The sequence below is a fragment of the Arthrobacter sp. ISL-65 genome, from assembly GCF_018613795.1.
Lineage (GTDB): Bacteria > Actinomycetota > Actinomycetes > Actinomycetales > Micrococcaceae > Arthrobacter.
Window position 1 is genome coordinate 23,532 of record NZ_JAGGPN010000017.1, and the last position, 21,115, is coordinate 44,646.

A 21,115-nucleotide genomic window follows, 5' to 3' on the forward strand; every position below is an offset into this window, starting at 1 on the left:
CCAACACCCAGATCGAAGTTACGGAAAACAAATGACCAATCAAATCGCAGGGAAGAACCCCCAGGCACAGCTGACTGTCGAGGAGCTGAAGCAGAAGGTTGCCTCGGGGGAAATCGACACCGTCGTCGTTGCCATCACCGATTCCTTGGGCCGACTGCAGGGCAAGCGCTGTGGCGCAAGATCGTTCCTGGAAGACGTCCTTGGACATGGCGCCGAAGGCTGCAACTACCTCCTGTCCGTCGATGTGGAGATGAACACCGTCGACGGATACGCGATGTCCTCCTGGGCGAACGGCTACGGGGACATGGTCATGCGGCCCGATGTCAGCACCCTCAGACTTGTGCCGTGGCTGGAGGGAACAGCGATGGTCCAGTGCGACATCCTCTGGCTCGACGGACGCCCCGTCGTCCAGTCCCCGCGGCAGATACTTCGGGCGCAGATCGAACGGCTCGAGAAGCTCGGATACCGTGCGCATATAGGCACGGAACTCGAGTTCATCATGTTCGACGACACTTACGCCGAGGCATGGGACAAGCAGTACGTCGGGCTGAAACCAGCAACCCGATACAACGTCGACTACTCCCTCCTTGCCACGGCCGGGCTCGAACCGGTCATCCGCGACATCCGAAACAGCATGGAAAGCGCCGGGCTCGTCGTCGAATCCTCAAAGGGGGAATGCAACCACGGCCAACAGGAAATCACTTTCAGGTATGCCGAAGCGCTCCAGGCCTGCGACAGCCATGCGTTCTACAAGAACGGCGCCAAGGAGATTGCAGGAAAGCACGGAAAAAGCATCACGTTCATGGCCAAGTACAACGAGCACGAGGGCAGTTCCTGCCACATCCACTTCAGCCTGACAGACCTCGACGGCAACCCGGTGCTTGCTGGTGACAGCGAGCACGGCTTCAGCCCCGTGATGGAGCACTTTGTCGCAGGCCAGCTGGCCGCCATGAAGGAACTCTCGTACTTCCTGGCGCCGAACATCAACTCGTACAAGCGCTTCGTCGAGGGCAGTTTCGCGCCAACGGCGATTGCGTGGGGACTGGACAACCGCAGCTGTGCACTTCGCATTGTCGGCCACGGCCCGAGCCTCCGGGTGGAAAACCGTGTGGGCGGTGGCGACGTCAATCCTTATCTTGCCGCGGCAGCACTCATTGCGGCAGCCATCCACGGCATCGAGAACGAGCTTTCCCTGGAACCCATCATGGTTGGGAATGCCTACCAGTCCACTGCCGACCGGATCCCGACGACGCTTCGTGACTCGCGCGGCCTGCTGGTGAACAGCGAAATCGCCCGCAAGTCCTTGGGTGACGAAGTGGTGGATCACTACGTGCACGCCGCGGACGTCGAACTTAAGGCATTCGACAGCGCCGTTACAGACTGGGAGCACAAGCGTGGCTTTGAACGTCTCTGATTCCTACCGGCCGCGAATCGGCCTCACTACCTACTATCAACAGGCCGCGTGGGGAGTTTGGCAGGCCGACGCGGCCGTCTTGCCAGGCACTTACGTGCAGGCAGTAGTCGCTGCCGGCGGCACACCTGTTCTGCTGCCCCCCGTTGGCACGGATCCCACAGTCGTCGAGCTACTGGACGGGCTCATCATTGCGGGCGGAAGCGACGTGGACCCCGAACAGTACGGGGCCGAGCCCCATGAGCTGACCCGCTCCCAACCAGCCAGGGACAGCCACGACATCACCCTGACCAGGGCGGCGCTGGCCACCGGGCTTCCGCTGTTTTCGATCTGCCGCGGCGCCCAAATCCTCAACGTGGCACTCGGAGGATCGCTGATCCAACACATCCCGGACGTCAATCCTCAGGCAACGCAGTACCAGCCGGCACCAGGGGTGTTTGGGGACGTCGGATTCACTACGAAACCTGGAAGCATCAGCGAGGACCTGCTCGGGCCGAGTGCCAGCGCCCCCTGCTACCACCACCAGGCCATGGACAGGATCGCGGACGGCCTGTGTGTGACGGCGGCAGCGCAGGACGGAACCATCCAGGCGCTCGAGACCACAACAGACGGGTGGGTGCTGGGAGTGCAATTCCACCCTGAACAGAACCCGGACGACCTGCGGCTCTTCACGGGATTTATTGAAGCAGCCCGCAACTACCGCAAAGAACGAACGGAGAACACAGTCGATGTCCACCAGCACGTTTGACGTCCTGAACCCGGCCACCGAAGAGGTCATAGAAGCGGTCCCGCTCGCCACGCTGGAAGACACGGACCGGGCCATCGAAAAGGCCGCAGCAGCATTTGAAACCTGGCGCCACGTCTCACCGGCCGACCGGGCACTCCTGCTGCGACGCTTCGCCGCTGCGGTGGATGCCGACCTTGAGAACCTCGCCCAACTGGAAGTGATCAATGCCGGCCACACCATCGGAAACGCCCGCTGGGAGGCAGGCAACGTCCGGGACGTCCTCGCGTACTATTCGGGGGCCCCGGAACGCCACACAGGCCAGCAGATCCCTGTTGCCGGAGGCGTCAATGTCACCTTCAACGAACCCCTGGGTGTTGTGGGTGTCATCGTCCCATGGAACTTCCCGATGCCCATCGCCGCGTGGGGGTTCGCTCCGGCGCTGGCGGCAGGCAACACTGTTGTCCTCAAGCCCGCCGAGCTGACGCCGCTGACCGCCCTGCGCCTCGGGCAGCTTGCCCGGGAAGCCGGGCTGCCCGAGGGCGTACTGCAGATCATTCCCGGGAAGGGATCCGTCGTCGGAGAACGCTTCGTCACGCACCCCGCAGTGCGAAAGGTGGTCTTCACCGGCTCAACGGGCGTCGGCAAGCGGATCATGGCCGGCTGCGCCGAACAGGTCAAGCCCGTGACTCTGGAGCTGGGCGGCAAGAGCGCCAACATCATCTTCGCCGACGCAGACCTGGAGGCGGCCGCGGCTGCAGCCCCGGGCGGGGCCTTTGACAACGCCGGCCAGGACTGCTGTTCGCGGTCCCGCATCCTGGTGCAGCACGACGTCTTCGAGAGGTTCCTCGAACTACTTGAACCTGCCGTGAAGGCGCTGAAGGTCGGGGACCCCCTGGACGAAGACGCATTCATGGGGCCGCTGATTTCCGCCGCCCAGCACCGGACTGTGTCCGACTTCGTCCCTGAGGGAGCACCTATCGCGTTCCAAGGATCGGCGCCCGACGGCAAGGGATTCTGGTTCCCGCCCACAGTCCTGACTCCGTCCCGCGAGGACCGGGTGATGCACGAGGAGATTTTCGGCCCGGTAGTGGCAGTGGTTCCATTCAAGGACGAAGCTGACGCGCTCCGCCTGGCCAACGACACCATCTATGGCCTGTCCGGCTCCATCTGGACCCGGGACATCGGGCGGGCCCTGCGGGTCGCCCGCGGACTGGAATCCGGGAACCTCTCCGTCAACTCGCATTCCTCCGTCAGGTACTCCACACCCTTTGGCGGCTTCAAGCAGTCAGGCCTGGGCCGTGAACTGGGACCTGACGCGCTCAACGCCTTCACCGAAACCAAGAACGTCTTCATCTCCACCACCGACTGAACCTGCAAAGGACAAGCACAATGATTGAAGTTATCTCCAACCGACTCAAAGGCCGCAGCGCCGTCATCACCGGCGGGGCCAGCGGAATCGGCTTGGCAACCGCCCGCCGGTTCGCCTCCGAAGGAGCGCACGTTGTCATCGCCGATCTCGATCCGACCGCCGGGCAGCGTGCCGCTGAAGAAGTCGACGGTCTGTTCGTCAAGGTCGATGTCACCAGCGAAGAAGAGGTCAAGAACCTCTACGCCGTGACCAACGAAACCTACGGAAGCGTCGACATCTCCTTCAACAACGCCGGAATCTCCCCGGCGGACGACGCCTCCATCATTGACACGGGAATCGAGGCATGGCGACGGGTCCAGGAAGTGAACCTCACTTCCGTGTTCTACTGCTGCAAATACGCGCTGCCGTACATGCAGGCGCAGGGCAAAGGATCGATCATCAACTCGGCGTCCTTTGTGGCCGTGATGGGCGCGGCCACTTCCCAGATTTCATACAGCGCCTCCAAGGGCGGCGTCCTGTCGATGAGCCGAGAACTGGGGGTCCAGTTCGCCCGTGAGGGCATCCGGGTAAACGCCCTGTGCCCCGGCCCGGTCAACACGCCCCTCTTGAAGGAGCTCTTTGCCAAGGACCCCGAGAAGGCCGCCCGCAGGCTGGTCCATGTTCCCCTCGGCAGGTTCGCCGAACCCGAGGAGCTGGCCGCTGCCGTTGCATTCCTCGCCAGCGATGATGCGTCATTCATCACCGCTTCCACCTTCCTTGTCGACGGCGGTATTGCCGGAGCGTACGTAACGCCGGAGTAAGCAGCGAGTTCACTCCTGAGGGCCACGACGGGCGCGGCCCTCAGGAGTCGAACGCCAAACGGATACCGCCGATGGTTTGACAGCACATGCCGGCAACCATCGGCGGTTCAAGATCGGGTCGTCTCGCTCAGGCGACCGCCGCACCCGCGGTGATTGCCGCCGTCGGGCTTTCCGACGAGAACGCCAGCAGCGTCTCCACTAGGTGCGGCGCGAAGTCGCCGTCGAGCGACAGCACCACGCGGCATCGAGCGCCCGGCTGCTCCGGGTAGTCCATGTACAGTCCGCGCAGGTCGCAGACCGTCTGCCCGCGGCTCGGCCCTGACGTGGTATCGACGCCCACATGCACCACCGGCGCAACCGCCGCCGAAACGGCGCCCACCGCGAGCGCAGCGGCGAGGGGGTCGTGCATGGCGGAGCAGGCCCGGCCGAAGATGCCCTCGTAGAACCGGAAGTAGTAGCCCAGCATCTCCCCCAGCGCCCGCGGCACGGCACCGGAAGAGGCCAGCAGCTCCTGCCGGTGGTTCTCCTCCAGCACGTTGGTCATGGTCACATCCAGCGGCACCAGGGTCACGTTCCAGCCGGCGGACAGCACCAGCGCGGCGGCCTCGGGATCGTTGGCGATGTTCGCCTCCGCCACCGGCGTGAGGTTTCCCGGGGCCAGGGCCGCGCCGCCCATGATCGTGATCTCCGCGACCAACTGCGGCAAAGAAGGCTCCAGCCGCAGTGCCTCCGCGATGTTGGTGAGCGGGCCGATGGCCAGGACCCGCAGCGTGCCGGGATGCTCGTGGGCGAGCCGCACCAGCATCTCCGCCGCCGTTTCCGGCGCAAGGGAAACAGAGGACTCAGCAAGCTCAACTTCGCCGATGCCGTTGGAGCCGTGCACCCACGGCGCTCCCCCGCCGAAGGAACCGGCAAGCGGGTCGTGCGCGCCGAGGGCGACGGGAATGTGCGCGTGCCCGGCGAGCTCGAGCAGGTCCAGGGTGTTGCGGGCGCCGACAGCGGCACTGACGTTGCCGCTGACCGCGCCGATCCCCCGCAAGTCCGCCTGCGGGGAGGCGAGCAGGTAGGCCAGGGCGAGGGCGTCGTCGATACCGGTGTCGCAGTCGAGGTAGAACGGGTTGCTGGTCATGGAAGCGGTTCTTCTTTCAGTTGGTGCGGAGGGGTCAGAGGGTCTCGCCCTTGGGGGCGGCGACGAAGAGGCTGACGATGAACGCGGCGGCGGTGATGGCCACGGAGATCCAGAGGGCGGTGGCGTAGCCGGCGGGCGTCGCCTGCGCGGCGAACGGGGCAACAATCACGACGCCGAGACTCGCCCCGATCCCGAAGGACGCACCGTTGATGCCGGGCAGGGACGCCGGGGCTTCCTTGGGCGAAAGCAGGACGGAGAGCCCATTGATGGCCGTGAGGAAGAGCCCGTTGTAGAAGATGCCGAGGGCCGCGACGGCGATCATTACCGCCACCTGGTTGTCGGCAAACAGAGCGGCAGCGATAGCGCAGGCCAAACTCAGGGCAGTGCCGGTCCGCAGGGTCTTGATCCAGCCGCGGCGGCCGGCGAGCCACCCGGCCAAAGGCGCCGCGAAGACGCCAATGAGCGCGGCCGGGGTGAGGAACAGCAGGGCCGAGAGGGACGCACTGAGCCCGAACCCGGCGTCGGAATCCTGGCTGAGCAGCACCACGGTGAAGTTCATGACGGCGAAGATCCCGGCGAGCGTCAGCACCGTCGTGGCGATGACGGGCCACACCTGGCGGGAGCGCAGGTGGTGGACGGCAATGAGCGGGTGGCTGCGCCGTTTCTCGATCATCCAGAAGGCTGCGAAGGACGCCACGGTGCCGGCCAGCAGCGCCAGGGTGCCGGGAGCGGTCCAGCCGGCGGCCGAGCCGCCGGAGACGAAGTAGGTGATGAACACCAGAAACACCGAGAGGGAGCCCGCGCCCCACCAGTCCATCGCGCCGCGGACGCCGTGCGGCCGTCCCTTCGGGACGGTCCTGAGGATGCAGACGGCGGCGACGGCGGTGAGCACCAGCACGACGGCGAAGATGGACCGGAAGCCGAGGGTCTCGGACATCAGGCCGCCGACGTAGCCGTCCACTCCCCCGATGCCGCCGTTGATGGCGGCGATGATGCCCACGGAGGTGCCGAAGACGCGCGGCTGCAGGTTTTCGCTGAGCACGATGTAGGACAGGGCGAAGACCGCACTGGACACGCCCTGCAGGAAGCGGCCCGCAATGAGCAACGGCAGGGTGGGCGCGGCGATGCAGAGGACGGTGCCGGCGCCCATGATCGCCAGCACCAGCAGGAGCGCGGTGCGGCGGCCGATGAAGTCGCTCCACCTGCCGATCACCGGGCCGGCGATGGCGCCGGCGAGGAAGAACATGGACTGTACGGGGGCGGCGCTGTCGGCGGCCAGGCCGAAGCTGGCGGCAATCTGCGGCAGTGCCGGGGTGACCATGCTGGCGTTGAGCTGGAAGGACAGCACGCCGAGCAGCAGGGTGGAAATGAGCAGGGCGGCGCGGCGGCCGCTGAGTCTGGTCTGGTGCACGTCTTCATTTTCGACGGCGGACGGGGGCGAAGCAGTGCCGGCGGGTGGTGTGTTCACATCAAACTCCTTTGTTCTGCAGGCTGGTTCTGCCATGGGATGTGAGTTGTTATACAACCATGTATGACGAACAAGTACAACCGTGCCGTACACTATTTCCTAATCCAGCCACCCTTGGCTTACCCGAGAGGACTTCCTCATGAGCACTCGACTTCCTGCCGTCACCGTCGTCGGCAGCATCAACCTCGACATCATCGCCACCACGGACCGGCTTCCCACCGCTGGCGAGACCGTCGGCGGCGGCGTCCTGCAGCAGCAGCCCGGCGGCAAGGGAGCCAACCAGGCCGTGGCCGCCGCGCGGCTGGGCGGAAGTGCCCGGATGATCGGTGCGGTGGGTAACGACGCCCAGGGCCGCCTCATGCTGGACGCGCTTTCTTCGGCTGGGGTGGACACTGCTGACGTGGCCGTGCTCGACGGCGACGCGACAGGCACCGCGCTGATCGTGGTGGACCGCGACGGCGAGAACCAGATCGTGGTGTGTCCGGGGGCCAACTCCGGGTTTTCTATGGAGGGCGTTGAGTTCGAGGCCGACGAGACGGTGCTGTGCCAGCTCGAGGTCGGCCTGCCAGTGGTGCTCGAGGCCGCCCGGCGCTCCACTGGGTTCTTCGTCCTGAACGCGGCCCCCGCCATGGACCTGCCGGCGGAGCTGCTGGAGCGGTGCGACCTGGTGATCGTCAACGAGACCGAGTACGCCCTCATCCCGGCGTTGGCTACTGCGAAGCTCGTCGCGGTGACGTACGGAAAGGACGGGTCCGCGATGTTCGAGCACGGCCGGAAGGTGGCGGAGGCCCCGGCGTCTACGGTTACGGTGGCTAACACCATTGGCGCCGGTGACGCGTTCTGCGCGGCGCTGGTTCTGGCGCTACGGGCGGGGCTGGATTATGGGCGAGCGCTTGCGGTGTCGAATGCTATCGGGGCCGATGCTGTGGGTGATCCCTCGTCGCAGCCGGCGCTGGGGCGACTGGAGGACTACGTTGCCAGAGTGACCGGAGTCGACGTTGCCGGGCAGTGAATGGTCTCAAGGCCAGCGACCGCGGCCGACTACTGAGCGGCCGACTGCTAAGAGCTCCGGCGGATCACACCGGATGCGGATGTCCATGGGCGCCAATTTGACGGCAGCCATCCGTACATGCAGATCTTGGATAAAATGAGCTGGGGTTCCGTGTGCTCGCACTTGATCCGGCTGTTCAAGGTGCTGACCATGTTCTCTACAAGTCCTTGGGGTTCGAGAGGGTCCCGACTCGCGGCACGTGCCCGGCAAGGACGTAGTTCTCTGGGTGTTCGGCTTGAATCGTTGGAGACACCGCAAGGGCATCGAGCTGGCCGATGTCGTAGCTGCCGCGCTTCCACTCCAAGCGCCTGAGGTCGACGTCGTTGGAGACGCCGAAGTAGTGGAAGGGCACAAGCAGATTCGCGTCGAGAGCGTCCCACAAAGGCAGCTCGCTGGCAGGCCGGCTGTCGACGAGGATTGAGCGAGGGCGTGCCTACTTTGTCCATGGAACCTGGTATCCTGGAGTGTCGAATATCAAGGGGTGCACGTGTTTCCAATCATTGATCTCTTCGCTGGGCCAGGAGGCCTGAACGAAGGATTTTCCAGCGTACGAGACGAGAACGGTGCCTTCGTATACAACACCTTGGCCTCGTTCGAGATGGACAGCTTCGCCTGCCAGACTCTTCGCTTGCGTGCCACATACAGGGAGTTAGTTCGCTCAGGGACCGACCTTGGATCTTACTTCGACTACATCCAGGGCAAGAAGACTTGGCAGTCCGTTCTCACTGGTGACTTTAGGGATGCATACTTCGCCGCAAAGACTCACGTTTACCAAGTCGAACTGGGCGCAGATAACCGGCCTGAAGTAGATGACTTCATCGAGAAGCAACTTGGCCCCGAAAGCGACCGAGGGCACTGGGCCCTTATCGGTGGGCCTCCATGCCAGGCGTATTCGCTGGCTGGCCGATCGCGTCGCACCGGTGACGACACGTTCGCCTTGGACCACAAGCATTTCCTTTACAGGGAATACCTGCACATCCTCGGCAAGTTCAAGCCGACGATCTTTGTCATGGAGAACGTCAAGGGGCTGCTCTCGTCAAAAAACGGGGACAGCAGCATGTTTCAAACAATTCTCGGAGACCTTGCCAACCTCCCAGGTGGCACTCACTACGAGATCCGATCTCTGGTGGTCGATGCCGAGCCGTCAGACTTGGAACCGTCGGACTTCATTATCCGGGCTGAGGAATACGGTGTCCCGCAAAAGCGCCACCGCGTCATCCTGCTGGGTGTAAGAAGCGACATCGCTCCCGACCTGCCGCGAAGCGTTCTAAAAAAGGCGGACGGCGCCGTGACGGTGCGAGCTGCGCTGCAGACCATGCCGGCGGTGCAAGCCGCAACGTCATCACGCCGACCGGGAAATGACCTCGATTGGGAAGACGTTCAAGCACAGGCCTTGAAGGAAGTGAGATCTTCTAAGCCGGTCAACAAGGTTGACCCCGTCAAGTCAGGGGTTTTGGCGGTCGATGCCTACGAAGCCTGGATCAACGAGAACGCACCCGAAATGACGATTCAGCACGAACCACGCGCCCACATGGTCTCCGATTTGGCTCGCTACCGGGTCATGGCCGAACTTGCCGGCATGCTTGGAAAGAGCCCTAAGTACACGGATCTCCCTGCCGCGCTGCACCCCGAGCACAAGAACGTCGGCAGGGAGGGCGGTACACCTTTTACGGACCGGTTCCGCGTCCAGGTATGGGACGCTCCTTCGACGACTGTCGTTTCACACATCTCTAAAGATGGGCATTACTACATCCATCCGGATGCAAGCCAGACACGAAGCTTCACTGTGCGCGAGGCGGCACGTCTGCAGTCCTTTCCTGATAACTACTTCTTCGAAGGGCCCAGGACCCAGCAGTTCCACCAAGTAGGGAACGCGGTGCCGCCACTGCTCTCTAAGCAGATCGGGGAAGTTGTGGCAGAGATGTTGGGATCCCTCACGGACTGACCGTCCGTATTTTCTTGCTCAAGCGGCCATTTCGATACTAGAGATTGCGGGCGTTGGTCCTAACCACGAATCCCAAGTTCCTGCCCGCAACGGCCCCCTCATCGTTTCCTCCGCTCAGCTACTCAGAAGACAGGCCAATCAGTTGTAAACGCCCTCTCTTGGTTGTCTCTCTCCGAGGGGGCAGCCTGAGGCACACCTGTCTGGAGGCTCAGTGCGGCAGCCGACTCCACGAAAAGCGACGTGACGAACTCGTCTATTTGTTCAGCCGTCATTATGAATACTGACTGAACCGCCATTTTTCGGATTAATCTCTTCGTGACATCACGGAAGAGTTCCATCCGCCGAGTGGTGTTGGATTCGGAGGAGAACGTCAGCAAGCGTGTCCCCAAAGCACGCGACAGCATTGGATAGCCACCAATGCGTGGTTTTTCCAGCAGGTTCACGACCTCGTCTTCGCCTAGTCTGCCTGCGAGCTCGACCCCCAAAAGGTGAACCCGCCACCAGAGCCGTCCTATGGTTGTCCTAGTCATATCGAACAGACGATCTTCAGAGATAGACCACTTCTTACCTTGACTGTTGAACTTCCCGTATCGCCACAGGACGACGTCCGGCACAACCGCCGTGTTGATGAAGTTCCATACATCGATTGAAGACGCGTCTGCGGGCATAATGGTCATCTGCGCGTGAACCTCCGGGCCAACGCTTCTATCGAACTCGACCAGGTTCTTGCTGCTCACTGACGAAGGGAACCCGAACTCTTCGGCAATGCCTGAGATTTTCGATCGCAGGCCCATCAGTTCTTCGGAGCCGGCGCGCTGCCGAGCAAGAGGGTAATACTGTGCCTGAACCGTAGAGAGATCAATAGACGCACCAATTTCACTCAGACTTTGCCTGCGCAACGCTTCCCAGGCTAAGGATGCTTCGTACAGCGGCATGCGGGGATAGCACAGCAAAACTTGCGGGTCCTTCACGCTATCTGCCACCAACTTTCGCTTGCAGCTCCGCTTCCACACGACCTGGATCTTCCTGGTAACGCTGCCGCACTTGGTCCAAGGAAAGACCCAACATACGAACCACACTGCTCAAGACGTATCCAAGAGATTCCTCTGGATATGACACCTGAAGGCTCAGCTCATCGTTACTCAGAGCCTCGCGAAGAAGCTGGCGCATGAAATCAAGCTCGAGAAATCCTAGCCATGCCTGTGCATCCGGCGAATCGGAGTCTTCGAGCATGCGTGAAATAGATGGGTTGTCGATGTTCAGCCACAGCCAGATAGCCGCGGAGGCGCTAGCCGCCAAGTCACGCGTAGTCAACCGGAGCCACCAAAGCGAATTGTCGGAGCTCGGAATGCCATGATCCGCAAAGCTCACAGGCAACATGGGAAGCCGGGGTGCGACACCTTCTAAGATGATCTTCCGGTCAATTCGAAACACGGTGTTTCCAAGCCGTTTCGGGGCAAAGGGACTCTCCGATGTGCGGCCAGCATGAAGAAGTGATATCTGAAACTCCAGGGACAGCGCTCCGGAAACCTGATATCCCGGAACGGTAAGGTATATCTGTTGGCGTCCATTCCGAAGATTGTGAACGTCGGATCTCATGATGAGCGGGGTGCCCGAGGACCGGGCGATGAGGACCGCACCCAAAAGCGCGCTGGACGGCAGCCTGAGTCGGTGCAGTGTCTCGTCCAGGTCCAAGCCGAAGGAGCACTTGGCGTAGATGTCGTCGTAGTACGTCCAGTCTTCAGATAATGTCTCGCCGTCAGCCAGCGGAGCATCTCCAATGGCAATGTCCCACGCGAAAGTCGAGACGTTCTCAAACGGCAGGGTTAAGTGTCCGACACTAATTGCTTGCAATTTCGAGCTCCTCAACTGTCGCGGTAACGCGAATGGCGGCATCGGCCGGTTGAGTGAACATCGCGGTTATCTCATGGTCGTAAGGCAGTGAGACGGTCAGGACTTCCTCCGAGAAAAGTGCACCATGTCCAGTTACCCAGCCAGCAAAACGGGGCATTTCAGCATCGGCTGGACTAGCAGATTCATTACCGCCGGACTCAGTTACAACACGGGCCGCCACCCGAATAGCCAAGTTGTTTCCCGGGCGTCCGCCGGTGACGGCAAACTTGTACTGGGCAACGACTTCTTCGTCCAGCAGGTCAAGAGTCGCCGTAGCCACTTGACGGACCGCTGCCTTTCTCGGTCGTCTGGCCCCTGGGACACCTGGTCCGGTTGGTGGTTGTTCTTCAGCACCTGTACCCGCGAAGCCTGATAACAGACTGCCCAGTGCGGCTGCCACCCGAGAAGCGCCCTTTGAGGCAACTCCGTTAGCAGCCTTGGCGCCTTGGGCGGAAAGACTTCGGAATGTTTCGCGAATATTGTCCAAGGCAATCCTGACCGGATTTGGCATGCCCTTCGCAGCGGCAGTTTTCTGATAGACCCAGTCGTCATGAGTTACGGGTTCCGATTTCGCGAATTCCTTGTTCATGTCAGGTGCTGAAATGAACACACCAAAGACAGGAACACCATTGGGTTGCGCAGCGACGGGCAGGTATTTCACTACCATCCTGGGGTCGCGGAGAAGGGCCACGGAGTTCTCAAGTTCAGATCCCGTAGCCAAGGGCGAGTGACTGACACGATAGGTAAGAAGCCCCAAGTGGCGTTTGGGCTTCTTGCTATGGATGGATGTGAACGTCGTCTGCCAATTGCTCCCATAACCCGGATCAAGTATCCGTTGACGGCCTTCGATGTAGGCGGAAGCGAACTCGCGATATACCGGATCGTCGAGCGGCTTCGGGCCAGGTACCGATTCGCCATCGGCGGTGAATTCGAATCGGATATTTGGGCCTTTTTCAAGGTCCAAAGCGTGCGGCCAAGCCCATTTCAAGGCAGCGTCAGCGATTGCGGCTACCCGATCACGCCCGTTCTCGACGCCCGCAAATTCGGGGGCAACCACCATGATGCTCGTACCTGTAGCGTCCCCAGGCGGGATTCGCATGCCTAAGTCTTCGGCAAGGCCATGCGCCGCCTGCCCCACAAGTGGATCTACGATGCCATCGGCACCGGAAACCCCCCACCAGTTTCGTCCCGTATATCGCCGGCTACCGTCGTCATAGTCGCCGTCACCGCCAGACACGCCGATCAATCGGGGTTCAATGGCTCCCTCGTGGCGCGCTTGAGAGTAGATGAGACAAAGACCTACTTGGCTAGCCCTGTAGAGGACACCTTTGCCCAGCCCATACGTGCCTCCTTCTAGACCTTTAGAAGTTGAGCGGCCCAGATTCCGAACGAAATCAACGAAATCCCTACGTTCCCCCGTTCCTGAAACGTCGGCCCGAATGGGTCCCCCCAACCCCCGTGTCCCGGAATCAGATATGACTAGCACCCGAATTCGGCGACTAAAAACGTGCTTTAGCAGGTCAGTTGACCTGCAGTTGGGCGGCAGTTCACCAAAGACATCCTTGGTCAGAGTAGACGTTTGTTGTTCAGACATTTCGTACTCATCTACGGAATACGAGATCTGCCCACTTCTCTCAGTTCTGGCGTCCCAGCTGTTCTGGAGTGACTCTCGCAGTACAAGATCCCAAAGACCGAGAGAAGTCCGCCCAATGGCGTTGTCCGCAGACCGCGCGTCAAGGCCGCCGTCTGCACCGTATTGCTGCCTGTACAGCGACAACATCAGTCTTGTCCGCCGTTTGCCAGCGAGACCGTGGACAGATCCAGGTCAATCTCCGCCATGTGGCCCAAATCAATCGAGTAAGAAATGTTGCCGAGCCGGTCAATCATGCCGGACGGAAAGAGGGTTTCCGCCGTAATTCGGGGGAAACCCTCGTCAACTAAATACGAATTCTCGGAGAGAGTTGTAAACCTAAATGCTTCGTACGCTGGCGAGTCCGCATCGGAATAATGTGCATCATTTAGCACCGTCAGAAGCTCAACTTTGGAAATGCCCAGTGCGATCAGTTCGCCGACCTTGTCAGGGACGGATTTACCGTTTGGCGAGCGCTCCATTTGAAGGGCCCGAAGGTAGAGGTCACCCAGATCCGGCGAAGCTAACTGACGGCCCCCATGAATAGTGACCACCATATTGTTGTGATTGGTCGTGGCCTTCACCTCAATAGAGCAGTCCTCGAATACGAAATCGTGACGGTTCCCCTTTGGCCCTTGCCACGCAGATAAAGCATGGGGTCCGTGAAATTTCACTAATTCGTGTAGAACGGTGAGCTCGGCCATGATGCCCGCCAACTGCGCCGGCCCCAAGAGTGCCCCGCGTTCGGCCTCAAACAGATTTCTCCAGCGGTCCAGAGTTGCTGACACTGCCCTTGATGCCCTCTCCGGGTCCACTTCAATGGCATCCAGAACGTCGTCTGCCAACAGTCCGAATTGGTGGTGTAGTTTCGGGTCGACGCACCGGAGAATTACAAACGGCCGTTGCGCGCCATCAACAGCAAGCTCAAGTGTCTGCAGTGACAACGACTTACTGTGCCAGTCCAGGGGACCGCCCTTTGGTGTTCCTACTGGAACGAGTACGGTGGGCCGCCCGCTGGCGTCTACGGCACAAAGTACCTCGCCATCTGCCGCAGATATGCCCGATTTCCGGGAATGGAAGCTTCCAGCAGCAGACACATCCTTGGCTAGGAAGTCAAAGACCGAAGCCGACGGCTCTCTCATGCTTTCACCAGCTCATCTTCGACGGCCTTCGCTTCGTCCAACTTATCTGCCGCGTCCAATTCCTCTTCAAGTGCTTCAAGATATTCGGCATCTACCTTGGCAGCGACGTAATCAACCGCTGATCGAGGATTGCGTGAGTCGGGGAACATGAAGCAGAGCCCAACCACGTCGGCCGCCGCGAACAGTGGAACTCGGCGGTTCTCAGCGGGCTCCAAAGCGGATTTGTCTAGGCCGGGATCAGATTCCTTAGCGATGGGGTAGATGCACAGCAGACCTGTTCGATCCGTCGTCTGCCGCAGTTGGCGGAATTGCAGCAATTGGCGGTCCGTAAGCTTGTCTGTGGCCTTTAGGTTCAGCGATTTCCGGATGAAGTCCAACCCAACATCGAGATCGGCAACGCGGTCGGACGTCGAAGCAACCGCCTTCAGATTGGCCGTTCCATCGTCGCTTGGGATGTACATCTTCTTACGGCGCAGGAGTCGGACTTTCCCGGCGAGCCCAAGATCCAGCTCTTCCTCACCGGTGAAGGGTTCCATGAGTACAACGTCCCAGCGTTTCAAGTCACCCTCGGTGCGTTCCTTTTCTATATAACGTCGGATCGCATCCTTGTCGATGGATTTCGCCGCGTCGTGGACCCTATAGCTATCCAGGTAGTCCAGAATCTCGTCGGCCGAGACATCTCGAAATCCGCGTCGAGACGCTTCAAGTTCATTCTCGTCGTGGCCTTTGCCAATCAGCCGCGTAAATAGCTGTTTTGTTGCCGCGATATTGCTCTCCAGCCAATCGCTGTCGTCTTCGTTGAACATAATTGTCTGCACACGACGCCCCGAATAACTGACTTGCGCTTTGACTGCGGAACGCATTTTTGCGGCGGATGTCACTGACATTTGGGGATGGGTTCGAATCTTGACGGGGAGTTCTGCTGGAGTCTTACCCTCCGCTTCGTAGACTTGGATCTCTTCGCGAATTTCGGCTTCAACGATGGACAGCATGAGGAACCAGCTCTTCAGCTCCGAACTCATCCAGATGCGGATCAGATCTTCGTAGCCCACTCGGTACCCAAACCAGCGTCCCATCTGAAGCAAGGTGTCGTAAGCCGATGAGGCACGTACGAAGTAGCTAGAGGTGAGACCTTCGAGCGTCAATCCGCGGGACAGCGTGTTGCCACCGATGACGATGGCCGTCTGAGGATGCTCCTTGTCGTATTTCAATCGGTCGTTTGATTCATAGTTGTCCACAATGACTTTAGTTGCGCGCGCTGTCTCAATCAGGTGTGGCATTAGGTCGTCAAATGCACACGGCTGATTTCCAAATGAGTCGGCAGTCACGCGAGCCGATTCGGACTCCCATAGACCTCGGAATACATCGAAGGCCGTACTGGCCTCATTGACCAGCTCCGCCCTAAGCCCATCCAGGTGATCGACGACGGCTTCCGCAGTCTTCTCATGGGCGCCTGCCAGCATGGAGGTGTGGATAAGCATCGAGGAATGGGCCACTTTGCCGGCACGAAGGCGCCGGGCCGCCGTGCCCAAGAGGAACCACCGGATTGCGGCGTCCATTGCTTCGGGCACTTCGGGAGACCACTGCTCCAGAAGTGTCTTGTTCCGAGGGGGACGAACGGCGTCGACCTCCAAATCAGAGATCAAACGGACCACATCTAGGCCATCATCAACGGAATCCTCCAGGCTCTCACCTTCCAACTGACCAAATATTCGTTCCGCACCAAAATAGTTATCGGGACGAGGCAGGTCCACGATGAAGTCGCGGGGGTAGAGGTCATGCTCGACGCTGGGATCGATGAGCAGATTAGCGAAGGGCGTTGCCGTGTATGCGATGTATGCGGCTTTTGGGTTGGCTAAGAGGTCGCGGATTAGGCCATTAATGGTCGACTGACGCTTTGTTCCCACATCAATGGATGCTTGGTCAGCCTCGTCGTCGATAATCAGAATTGGACAATTTTGACGCGTAGTTGCTGATGCGGTTTTGATCCACTTATCGAGGCGTCGAAGTCTGGCGGGATTCTTCTTCACAACAGCAATCGAACGCATGGAGGCATTGCTGAGAATTGCATCCGCCGGAGTCGTCATGCTGAAGTCCATGTCGACTGAAGTCAAAGGGTTCCAGATTGAATCGCAGGGTTTGATCAAATAGTCATTGATTCTATCCTGCGTCTGCGTGCGCAGATTTTCAGTTGTTCCGGTGAGAACAATGATGAGCCTGTACCCGACGTCGGCCGCTTTCGCCACAACGGACATAAAGTTCGTAGTCTTGCCACTCTGAACGTAGCCAAGCACGAGGCCCCTAGTGTTGATCGCCTCCTTGCCAGGAGGACTCCCGAGGCCGATCACCTTAGAGGACGCCGCGTCGACGTTTTCAACTGCAGACTCAGGCAGTTCCTGAAGCAATCTTGATTTGAGCGTTGGCCAGACCACATCGTCTTGGCGAGGGCCGGAATACCAGAATCCTACTTTCCGGTGCCTGTCAGCCAAGTATCCCGGGTCCGGGATCTCCTTGATTAAGTTGAGCCGCTTCTCGTAAAGGACTCGCGCTGCATGAACTAGACCGTCCGGCGCATACGACAAGGCCGTTTGTGCCCCCTGCAGTGTCATCCCGCCTGCGACCAAAGCTGCAAGCGTGTCGGCCATCGACTCGACCTCACTGGCGGAGTGCTCCGGTGTCCCCATCATTTCCCCATATCTCAAATGTGACTTATCGAACCTTGTCAGATGTTAGCTCCCCTGACTGACGGAATCACAATGCCAAGTTCGAACTTCGGTCCTCAGGCCCGCGGTTGCGTAGGCCATCGAGTCATTAACCTAGTGGGGGCATCGACGGCGTAGGAGGAACAACTTCGAACTAGAGCTCGGAGAGATGCCGCCTCTACTATGTCCACGCCAAGCTCACTCGTGGCAGCCGAATTCGCTCGACCCAATCTGCTAAACAGAGTGGATGATCCAACCACATGTATTCGTAGCGCTAGCCGACATTCTGAATCTCCAATGTGTTCTTCGGCTGCGGCCTGGATCTGAGTGCTGTTGCAGTGGGAACCTTCCCTTGATTCCGTCCCGAGCGTATCTTTGGGGCCTGTGACCATCCTTCTGGGATGGCCCCGGTATTCCGGATCTTTTTCTTCAGGAAGACGAGAGGCCATCATGGGAATCAGGGAGATCACCAAGGCGGGGGCGTGAATACGACCTCACAACCGTCATCTCGTCAGGGCCGGTCGCGAACCATCGCGGTAATACTCGCCGGCGTTCTGCTTGGAACGCTCGGGGCTTGCAGCTCTTCTAACGAGCCTTCTAACGAGTCTTCTAACGAGCCAGACGCCGCGAACGTATGGCCCCTTACGGGTCCGGGAGCTGCGGTCGGTGGTGTGGCCCTTTCAGTCGAAGGCGAAGCCCGGTGGACGGGCGAGGGCTTGCAGGTGAACGGCGCCGATTACGCCAGCACCTCGGCGCCTGGCCCCATCGCCACCAACTCGAGCTTCACGGTGAGCGCATGGGTACGCCCGGCGGGGCAGCCCGGGGGGTACGTCACGGTCCTTAGTCAGGCGGGGGACGTCGCCGGCGCATTTTTCCTGGGCATCGCCGAAGGGTTTTGGTCGTTCTCGGTCAAACCTGAGGATGGCAACGGGGACGGCTTCGTGACCAACCGCGACCGTGCGACACGGGTCGCGGTGAAGCCGGACGCCTGGGTACATCTCGCCGGAGTCTATGATTCCGCTGGCGGGCGGGCCCGATTCTTCCTCAACGGCTACCCGGTCAGCGAGCAAGGCGTCGCCACCGACCCCTTGTACGAAGCGAAAGGCCCGCTGCTGTTCGGTCGCGGCCAGGCGCGGACACAACCGGCTGACTTCTTCGAAGGCACCCTTGCCGACGTGCGAACCTGGGCGCGGGTCCTTAATACTGATGAGGTGAGCGCCGCTGCGCGCGTCGCGGCACCGGACGGTGCCACACTAGATCGGCCAGAGCAGTCGGCGCCGTTTGTCTGCCAGAATCCGCATGGCGGTATCTGTCTCGGTTCCCTTGATGCGGGTACCTACTCGACCACGTCCTTTGAACCGAAATTCTCGTACACGGTCCCCGCAGGCTGGGCCAACGGCGAGGATCTGCCCGGGAATGTACTGCTAAGCCGGAACAACGATCCAGAAGAGGGCACCTGGGGTGGCAGCTACATCGGCGTCTATCAGAATGTACGCGCGCCCGCGCTCTGCGGCGAAGAAGCGCAGCCCGGGGTCGGTACGAGCGCCGCCGAACTCGCCGCGTGGTACCGCACGGTGCCGGGTCTAGAGATCGTGCGGGCCGCTCCCGTGACGGTGGGCGGCTTGTCCGGTGTCGCGCTTGACCTCCGGGTGAGTGACGGGTGGAGGAGCCCATGCCCGCTCGACGGCGTCATCCACGCGGTTCCGGTCATCATCGGCGGCGGAGTTTCTGCCTTGCATCACGTGATCGGCGCCCCCGTGGAAATGCGCCTCTTCCTGCTCGACTGGAAGGAAGGAAACGTCGCGATCGAGGTGACCGCCGTGCTCGAGCAGCACAGCCTCACGGACTATCTCGGGGGAGCCGGAGCTGGCGCAGTCGTTGACTCCTTCGAGTTCGGGTTGTGACTGACGGCTGCATCGAAATTCTTATGAGTCAGATTGTGTTGCTGAAGACATAGGCGATGGCGACCCCGACCTCTTCCGGCTGATGCATCTCCAAGGCTGTACCGCCTGGCCGCAACAGAACGGGCCCGTTCTGCCCTGAGGAGCCTCCCGGTTCAGCGCGCCGCCGGGCGTGAGCACTGGCTTGAACTGCCTGTTGTCACCTCCGACAGCGGCGTGGCACTGGAGGCATCATCGACCTGATGTACCGCGAGGACGATGGAACGCTGGTAATCGCCAACTTCAAGCCCGACGTCAACGTCCCTCAGGAGACCCTGACCTCCTACTGGCGTCAGTTGTCGACCTACGCGGGGATGGTGGCGCGTATCACCGGGCAGACGGTGAGCGAGCTGATCCTGATCTTCTGTAGGCCCGGAGAACCCGAGTTCCTGCGGCGACGATCGAGGAACGGACGTAATGGCGCGGGCAGCACTCCGAATTACTGATAAACGTGGAGTGCAGCCCCATAGCCCAGCGGCAGCCCATGGCCGTTCAGCCAGGACACCATTACCTCCGAGGCTCCAGCCAGACTCAGGTTCTGTGACGGAGCGACTCCTGTATGTGGCTCGTTCCCGGCTTCGTCAGCCAGCGGTCCCAGTCCTATGCGCCAGTTGCTGGTGACTCCGCTGCTGATCACTGCCACCTCTACGTGATAACCCTTGCCGGTCCTCATGGCTTGGGCGTATCTCCCCAAGTGCTGCTCATCGATGCCCTTGGTTTGCACAATGAGCCAGTCGCCGTCATGGCAAACCCCTTGGATGAGGGCAACCAATTGGGACGCCGACTCCACATCGTGCCACCCTGTGTGCCGCTGCTTCACCTGAGCTTTCCACTCCAATGCTTCCTCAGGCTGAAGCTCCAGCATTAGCTCCAGTGAGGTTTCGGGACGTGCGATCGTATCCAGCATGTCGGTGCCTTTCATCTCTAACCGATGCCCTCATTGTCAGAGGCACCACTGACAATTTCTTCCGGCCGTGAGATAGCCCTGAATGTCGGCCCCCATTGATAGCCTGCCGATGTTGATGACCAACGCCGATGGCCAGAAAAGGGAGGCTCCAGTGGCAAATCAAGATAACAATTCCGAAGTGGCAGCAGCTAAGGCAATCGCTACCATCGCGCACAGGTTCCAAACGGACAAGATCGGAGTGCCGTACATTGAACATCCCCGCCGGGTGGCGGCCAAGCTGGACGACTCGAAGCACATTGCGGCTGCTTGGCTGCACGACGTCATTGAAGACTGCGGCATCACCGCCGACGACCTGAGGGCCGCCGGAATCAGCGGCGCGGTGATTGACGCCGTCGTCCTTCTTACCCGGACCGAGGACAGCAAGGGCGACGGATACTACGCAGCCATACTGGAGAACCCCATTGCCCTGGCTGTAAAACTGGCCGACATCGCAGACAATACCGATCCAGAGCGGACGGCGCGTCTGGAACCCGAAGTCCGTCGGCGGCTTGCAGGAAAGTACGAGCACGCGAAGAAGCTGCTCGGCCAGGAATAGCTTGGCCGACGTTGTTGCTTGCTAGCGTGCCCGTTCGGCGTCTGACCCAGTCCCAGCGGGACGTACCCGCCGTCAGCGTCGGTAGGGTTGGCGCATGGCAACATTTGGGGGAAATCGTTGGTCTCGGGCTATCGCGCTTTTGCTGGTTTTGGCCAGCTCCGGAATCGCACTGAGTGCATGTGAGTACCAGGACGCCAGCCCTGCTCCGGCTGACCCGTCAGCTGTAGTCTCCCCGTCAGCTCCCCCACCCGTGCCAAAGGCCAGCCCGCCTCCCAGCCGTAGTCTCCCCGCCGGCGCGCCCTCCCGGGCCAAAGGACGACCCCACTCTTGCCCGAGTCCGAGTAAGAAACCAAGCGCAGCTGGAAAGGCGCATGGGGCTCCCGCCTGACGGTCTTGTCTTGGGCGG

Annotated in this window: 18 protein-coding genes; 9 read left to right on the forward strand and 9 right to left on the reverse strand. The window is 60.7% G+C overall.

What is annotated here, in order from left to right:
• The first annotated feature begins 31 nt into the window (after positions 1-31).
• The 4 genes from J7I85_RS07085 to J7I85_RS07100 are packed head-to-tail and all read left to right on the forward strand — an operon-like array spanning position 32 to position 4,307.
• Entirely contained in the window at positions 32-1,414 is a 1,383-nt protein-coding gene (locus J7I85_RS07085; RefSeq protein WP_214848679.1) for a glutamine synthetase family protein, read from the forward strand.
• Positions 1,395-2,159, forward strand: coding sequence for a gamma-glutamyl-gamma-aminobutyrate hydrolase family protein (locus J7I85_RS07090; protein ID WP_308159414.1), 765 nt, complete (start codon positions 1,395-1,397; stop codon positions 2,157-2,159). The genes J7I85_RS07085 and J7I85_RS07090 overlap by 20 nt, the downstream gene beginning before the upstream one ends.
• A complete protein-coding gene (locus tag J7I85_RS07095; protein WP_214848681.1) occupies positions 2,140-3,507 on the forward strand; it encodes an aldehyde dehydrogenase in 1,368 nt (455 codons plus the stop codon). Before J7I85_RS07090 ends, J7I85_RS07095 begins: the two co-directional genes overlap by 20 nt.
• Before the next feature lie 20 nt (positions 3,508-3,527).
• Complete coding sequence (locus J7I85_RS07100; protein WP_214848684.1) at positions 3,528-4,307, forward strand: 3-oxoacyl-ACP reductase; 780 nt, start codon at positions 3,528-3,530, stop codon at positions 4,305-4,307.
• A gap of 127 nt (positions 4,308-4,434) precedes the next feature.
• Here J7I85_RS07100 and J7I85_RS07105 read toward each other — a convergent pair whose 3' ends face one another.
• Together J7I85_RS07105 and J7I85_RS07110 are read right to left on the reverse strand one after the other, a co-directional pair.
• The gene (locus J7I85_RS07105; RefSeq protein ID WP_214848686.1) at positions 4,435-5,436 is read right to left on the reverse strand and encodes a nucleoside hydrolase; all 1,002 of its coding nucleotides are present in this window, start codon (positions 5,434-5,436) and stop codon (positions 4,435-4,437) included.
• Positions 5,437-5,470: 34 nt separating this feature from the next.
• Entirely contained in the window at positions 5,471-6,904 is a 1,434-nt protein-coding gene (locus tag J7I85_RS07110; protein WP_214848689.1) for an MFS transporter, read from the reverse strand.
• A gap of 139 nt (positions 6,905-7,043) precedes the next feature.
• Here J7I85_RS07110 and J7I85_RS07115 point away from each other — a divergent pair, with 139 nt between their 5' ends.
• Positions 7,044-7,916 (forward strand): ribokinase, encoded by an 873-nt coding sequence (locus J7I85_RS07115; RefSeq protein ID WP_214848696.1) that lies wholly within the window; start codon positions 7,044-7,046, stop codon positions 7,914-7,916.
• A gap of 196 nt (positions 7,917-8,112) precedes the next feature.
• Here the strand turns inward: J7I85_RS07115 and J7I85_RS07120 are convergent, their stop codons facing one another.
• Positions 8,113-8,307, reverse strand: a complete 195-nt coding sequence (locus tag J7I85_RS07120) for a hypothetical protein (protein ID WP_214848698.1) — start codon at positions 8,305-8,307, stop codon at positions 8,113-8,115.
• A gap of 135 nt (positions 8,308-8,442) precedes the next feature.
• Here J7I85_RS07120 and J7I85_RS07125 point away from each other — a divergent pair, with 135 nt between their 5' ends.
• Entirely contained in the window at positions 8,443-9,900 is a 1,458-nt protein-coding gene (locus J7I85_RS07125; protein ID WP_308159415.1) for a DNA cytosine methyltransferase, read from the forward strand.
• A 122-nt stretch (positions 9,901-10,022) separates the two neighbouring features.
• Here J7I85_RS07125 and J7I85_RS07130 read toward each other — a convergent pair whose 3' ends face one another.
• The 5 genes from J7I85_RS07130 to J7I85_RS07150 all read right to left on the reverse strand — a co-directional run bounded on the left by J7I85_RS07130 (position 10,023) and on the right by J7I85_RS07150 (position 17,210).
• The gene (locus J7I85_RS07130; protein WP_214848700.1) at positions 10,023-10,835 is read right to left on the reverse strand and encodes a hypothetical protein; all 813 of its coding nucleotides are present in this window, start codon (positions 10,833-10,835) and stop codon (positions 10,023-10,025) included.
• Positions 10,836-10,872: 37 nt separating this feature from the next.
• Positions 10,873-11,754, reverse strand: a complete 882-nt coding sequence (locus J7I85_RS07135) for a hypothetical protein (RefSeq protein ID WP_214848702.1) — start codon at positions 11,752-11,754, stop codon at positions 10,873-10,875.
• The gene (locus J7I85_RS07140) at positions 11,741-12,853 is read right to left on the reverse strand and encodes a hypothetical protein (RefSeq protein WP_214848711.1); all 1,113 of its coding nucleotides are present in this window, start codon (positions 12,851-12,853) and stop codon (positions 11,741-11,743) included. The genes J7I85_RS07135 and J7I85_RS07140 overlap by 14 nt, the downstream gene beginning before the upstream one ends.
• A gap of 719 nt (positions 12,854-13,572) precedes the next feature.
• Positions 13,573-14,565 (reverse strand): PD-(D/E)XK motif protein, encoded by a 993-nt coding sequence (locus J7I85_RS07145; RefSeq protein ID WP_214848714.1) that lies wholly within the window; start codon positions 14,563-14,565, stop codon positions 13,573-13,575.
• A complete protein-coding gene (locus J7I85_RS07150; RefSeq protein WP_214848717.1) occupies positions 14,562-17,210 on the reverse strand; it encodes a Z1 domain-containing protein in 2,649 nt (882 codons plus the stop codon). The genes J7I85_RS07145 and J7I85_RS07150 overlap by 4 nt, the downstream gene beginning before the upstream one ends.
• Before the next feature lie 728 nt (positions 17,211-17,938).
• On the opposite strand from J7I85_RS07150, the gene J7I85_RS07155 reads away from it, so the two are divergent.
• Complete coding sequence (locus tag J7I85_RS07155; RefSeq protein ID WP_214848720.1) at positions 17,939-19,171, forward strand: LamG domain-containing protein; 1,233 nt, start codon at positions 17,939-17,941, stop codon at positions 19,169-19,171.
• A gap of 239 nt (positions 19,172-19,410) precedes the next feature.
• Positions 19,411-19,653, forward strand: coding sequence for a hypothetical protein (locus tag J7I85_RS07160; RefSeq protein ID WP_214848723.1), 243 nt, complete (start codon positions 19,411-19,413; stop codon positions 19,651-19,653).
• Here J7I85_RS07160 and J7I85_RS07165 read toward each other — a convergent pair.
• A complete protein-coding gene (locus J7I85_RS07165) occupies positions 19,647-20,114 on the reverse strand; it encodes a hypothetical protein (RefSeq protein ID WP_214848726.1) in 468 nt (155 codons plus the stop codon). The genes J7I85_RS07160 and J7I85_RS07165 overlap by 7 nt on opposite strands.
• A 178-nt stretch (positions 20,115-20,292) precedes the next feature.
• On the opposite strand from J7I85_RS07165, the gene J7I85_RS07170 reads away from it, so the two are divergent.
• On the forward strand, positions 20,293-20,709 hold the full coding sequence (locus J7I85_RS07170; RefSeq protein ID WP_214848729.1) for a phosphohydrolase: 417 nt from the start codon (positions 20,293-20,295) through the stop codon (positions 20,707-20,709).
• Positions 20,710-21,115 lie beyond the last annotated feature (406 nt).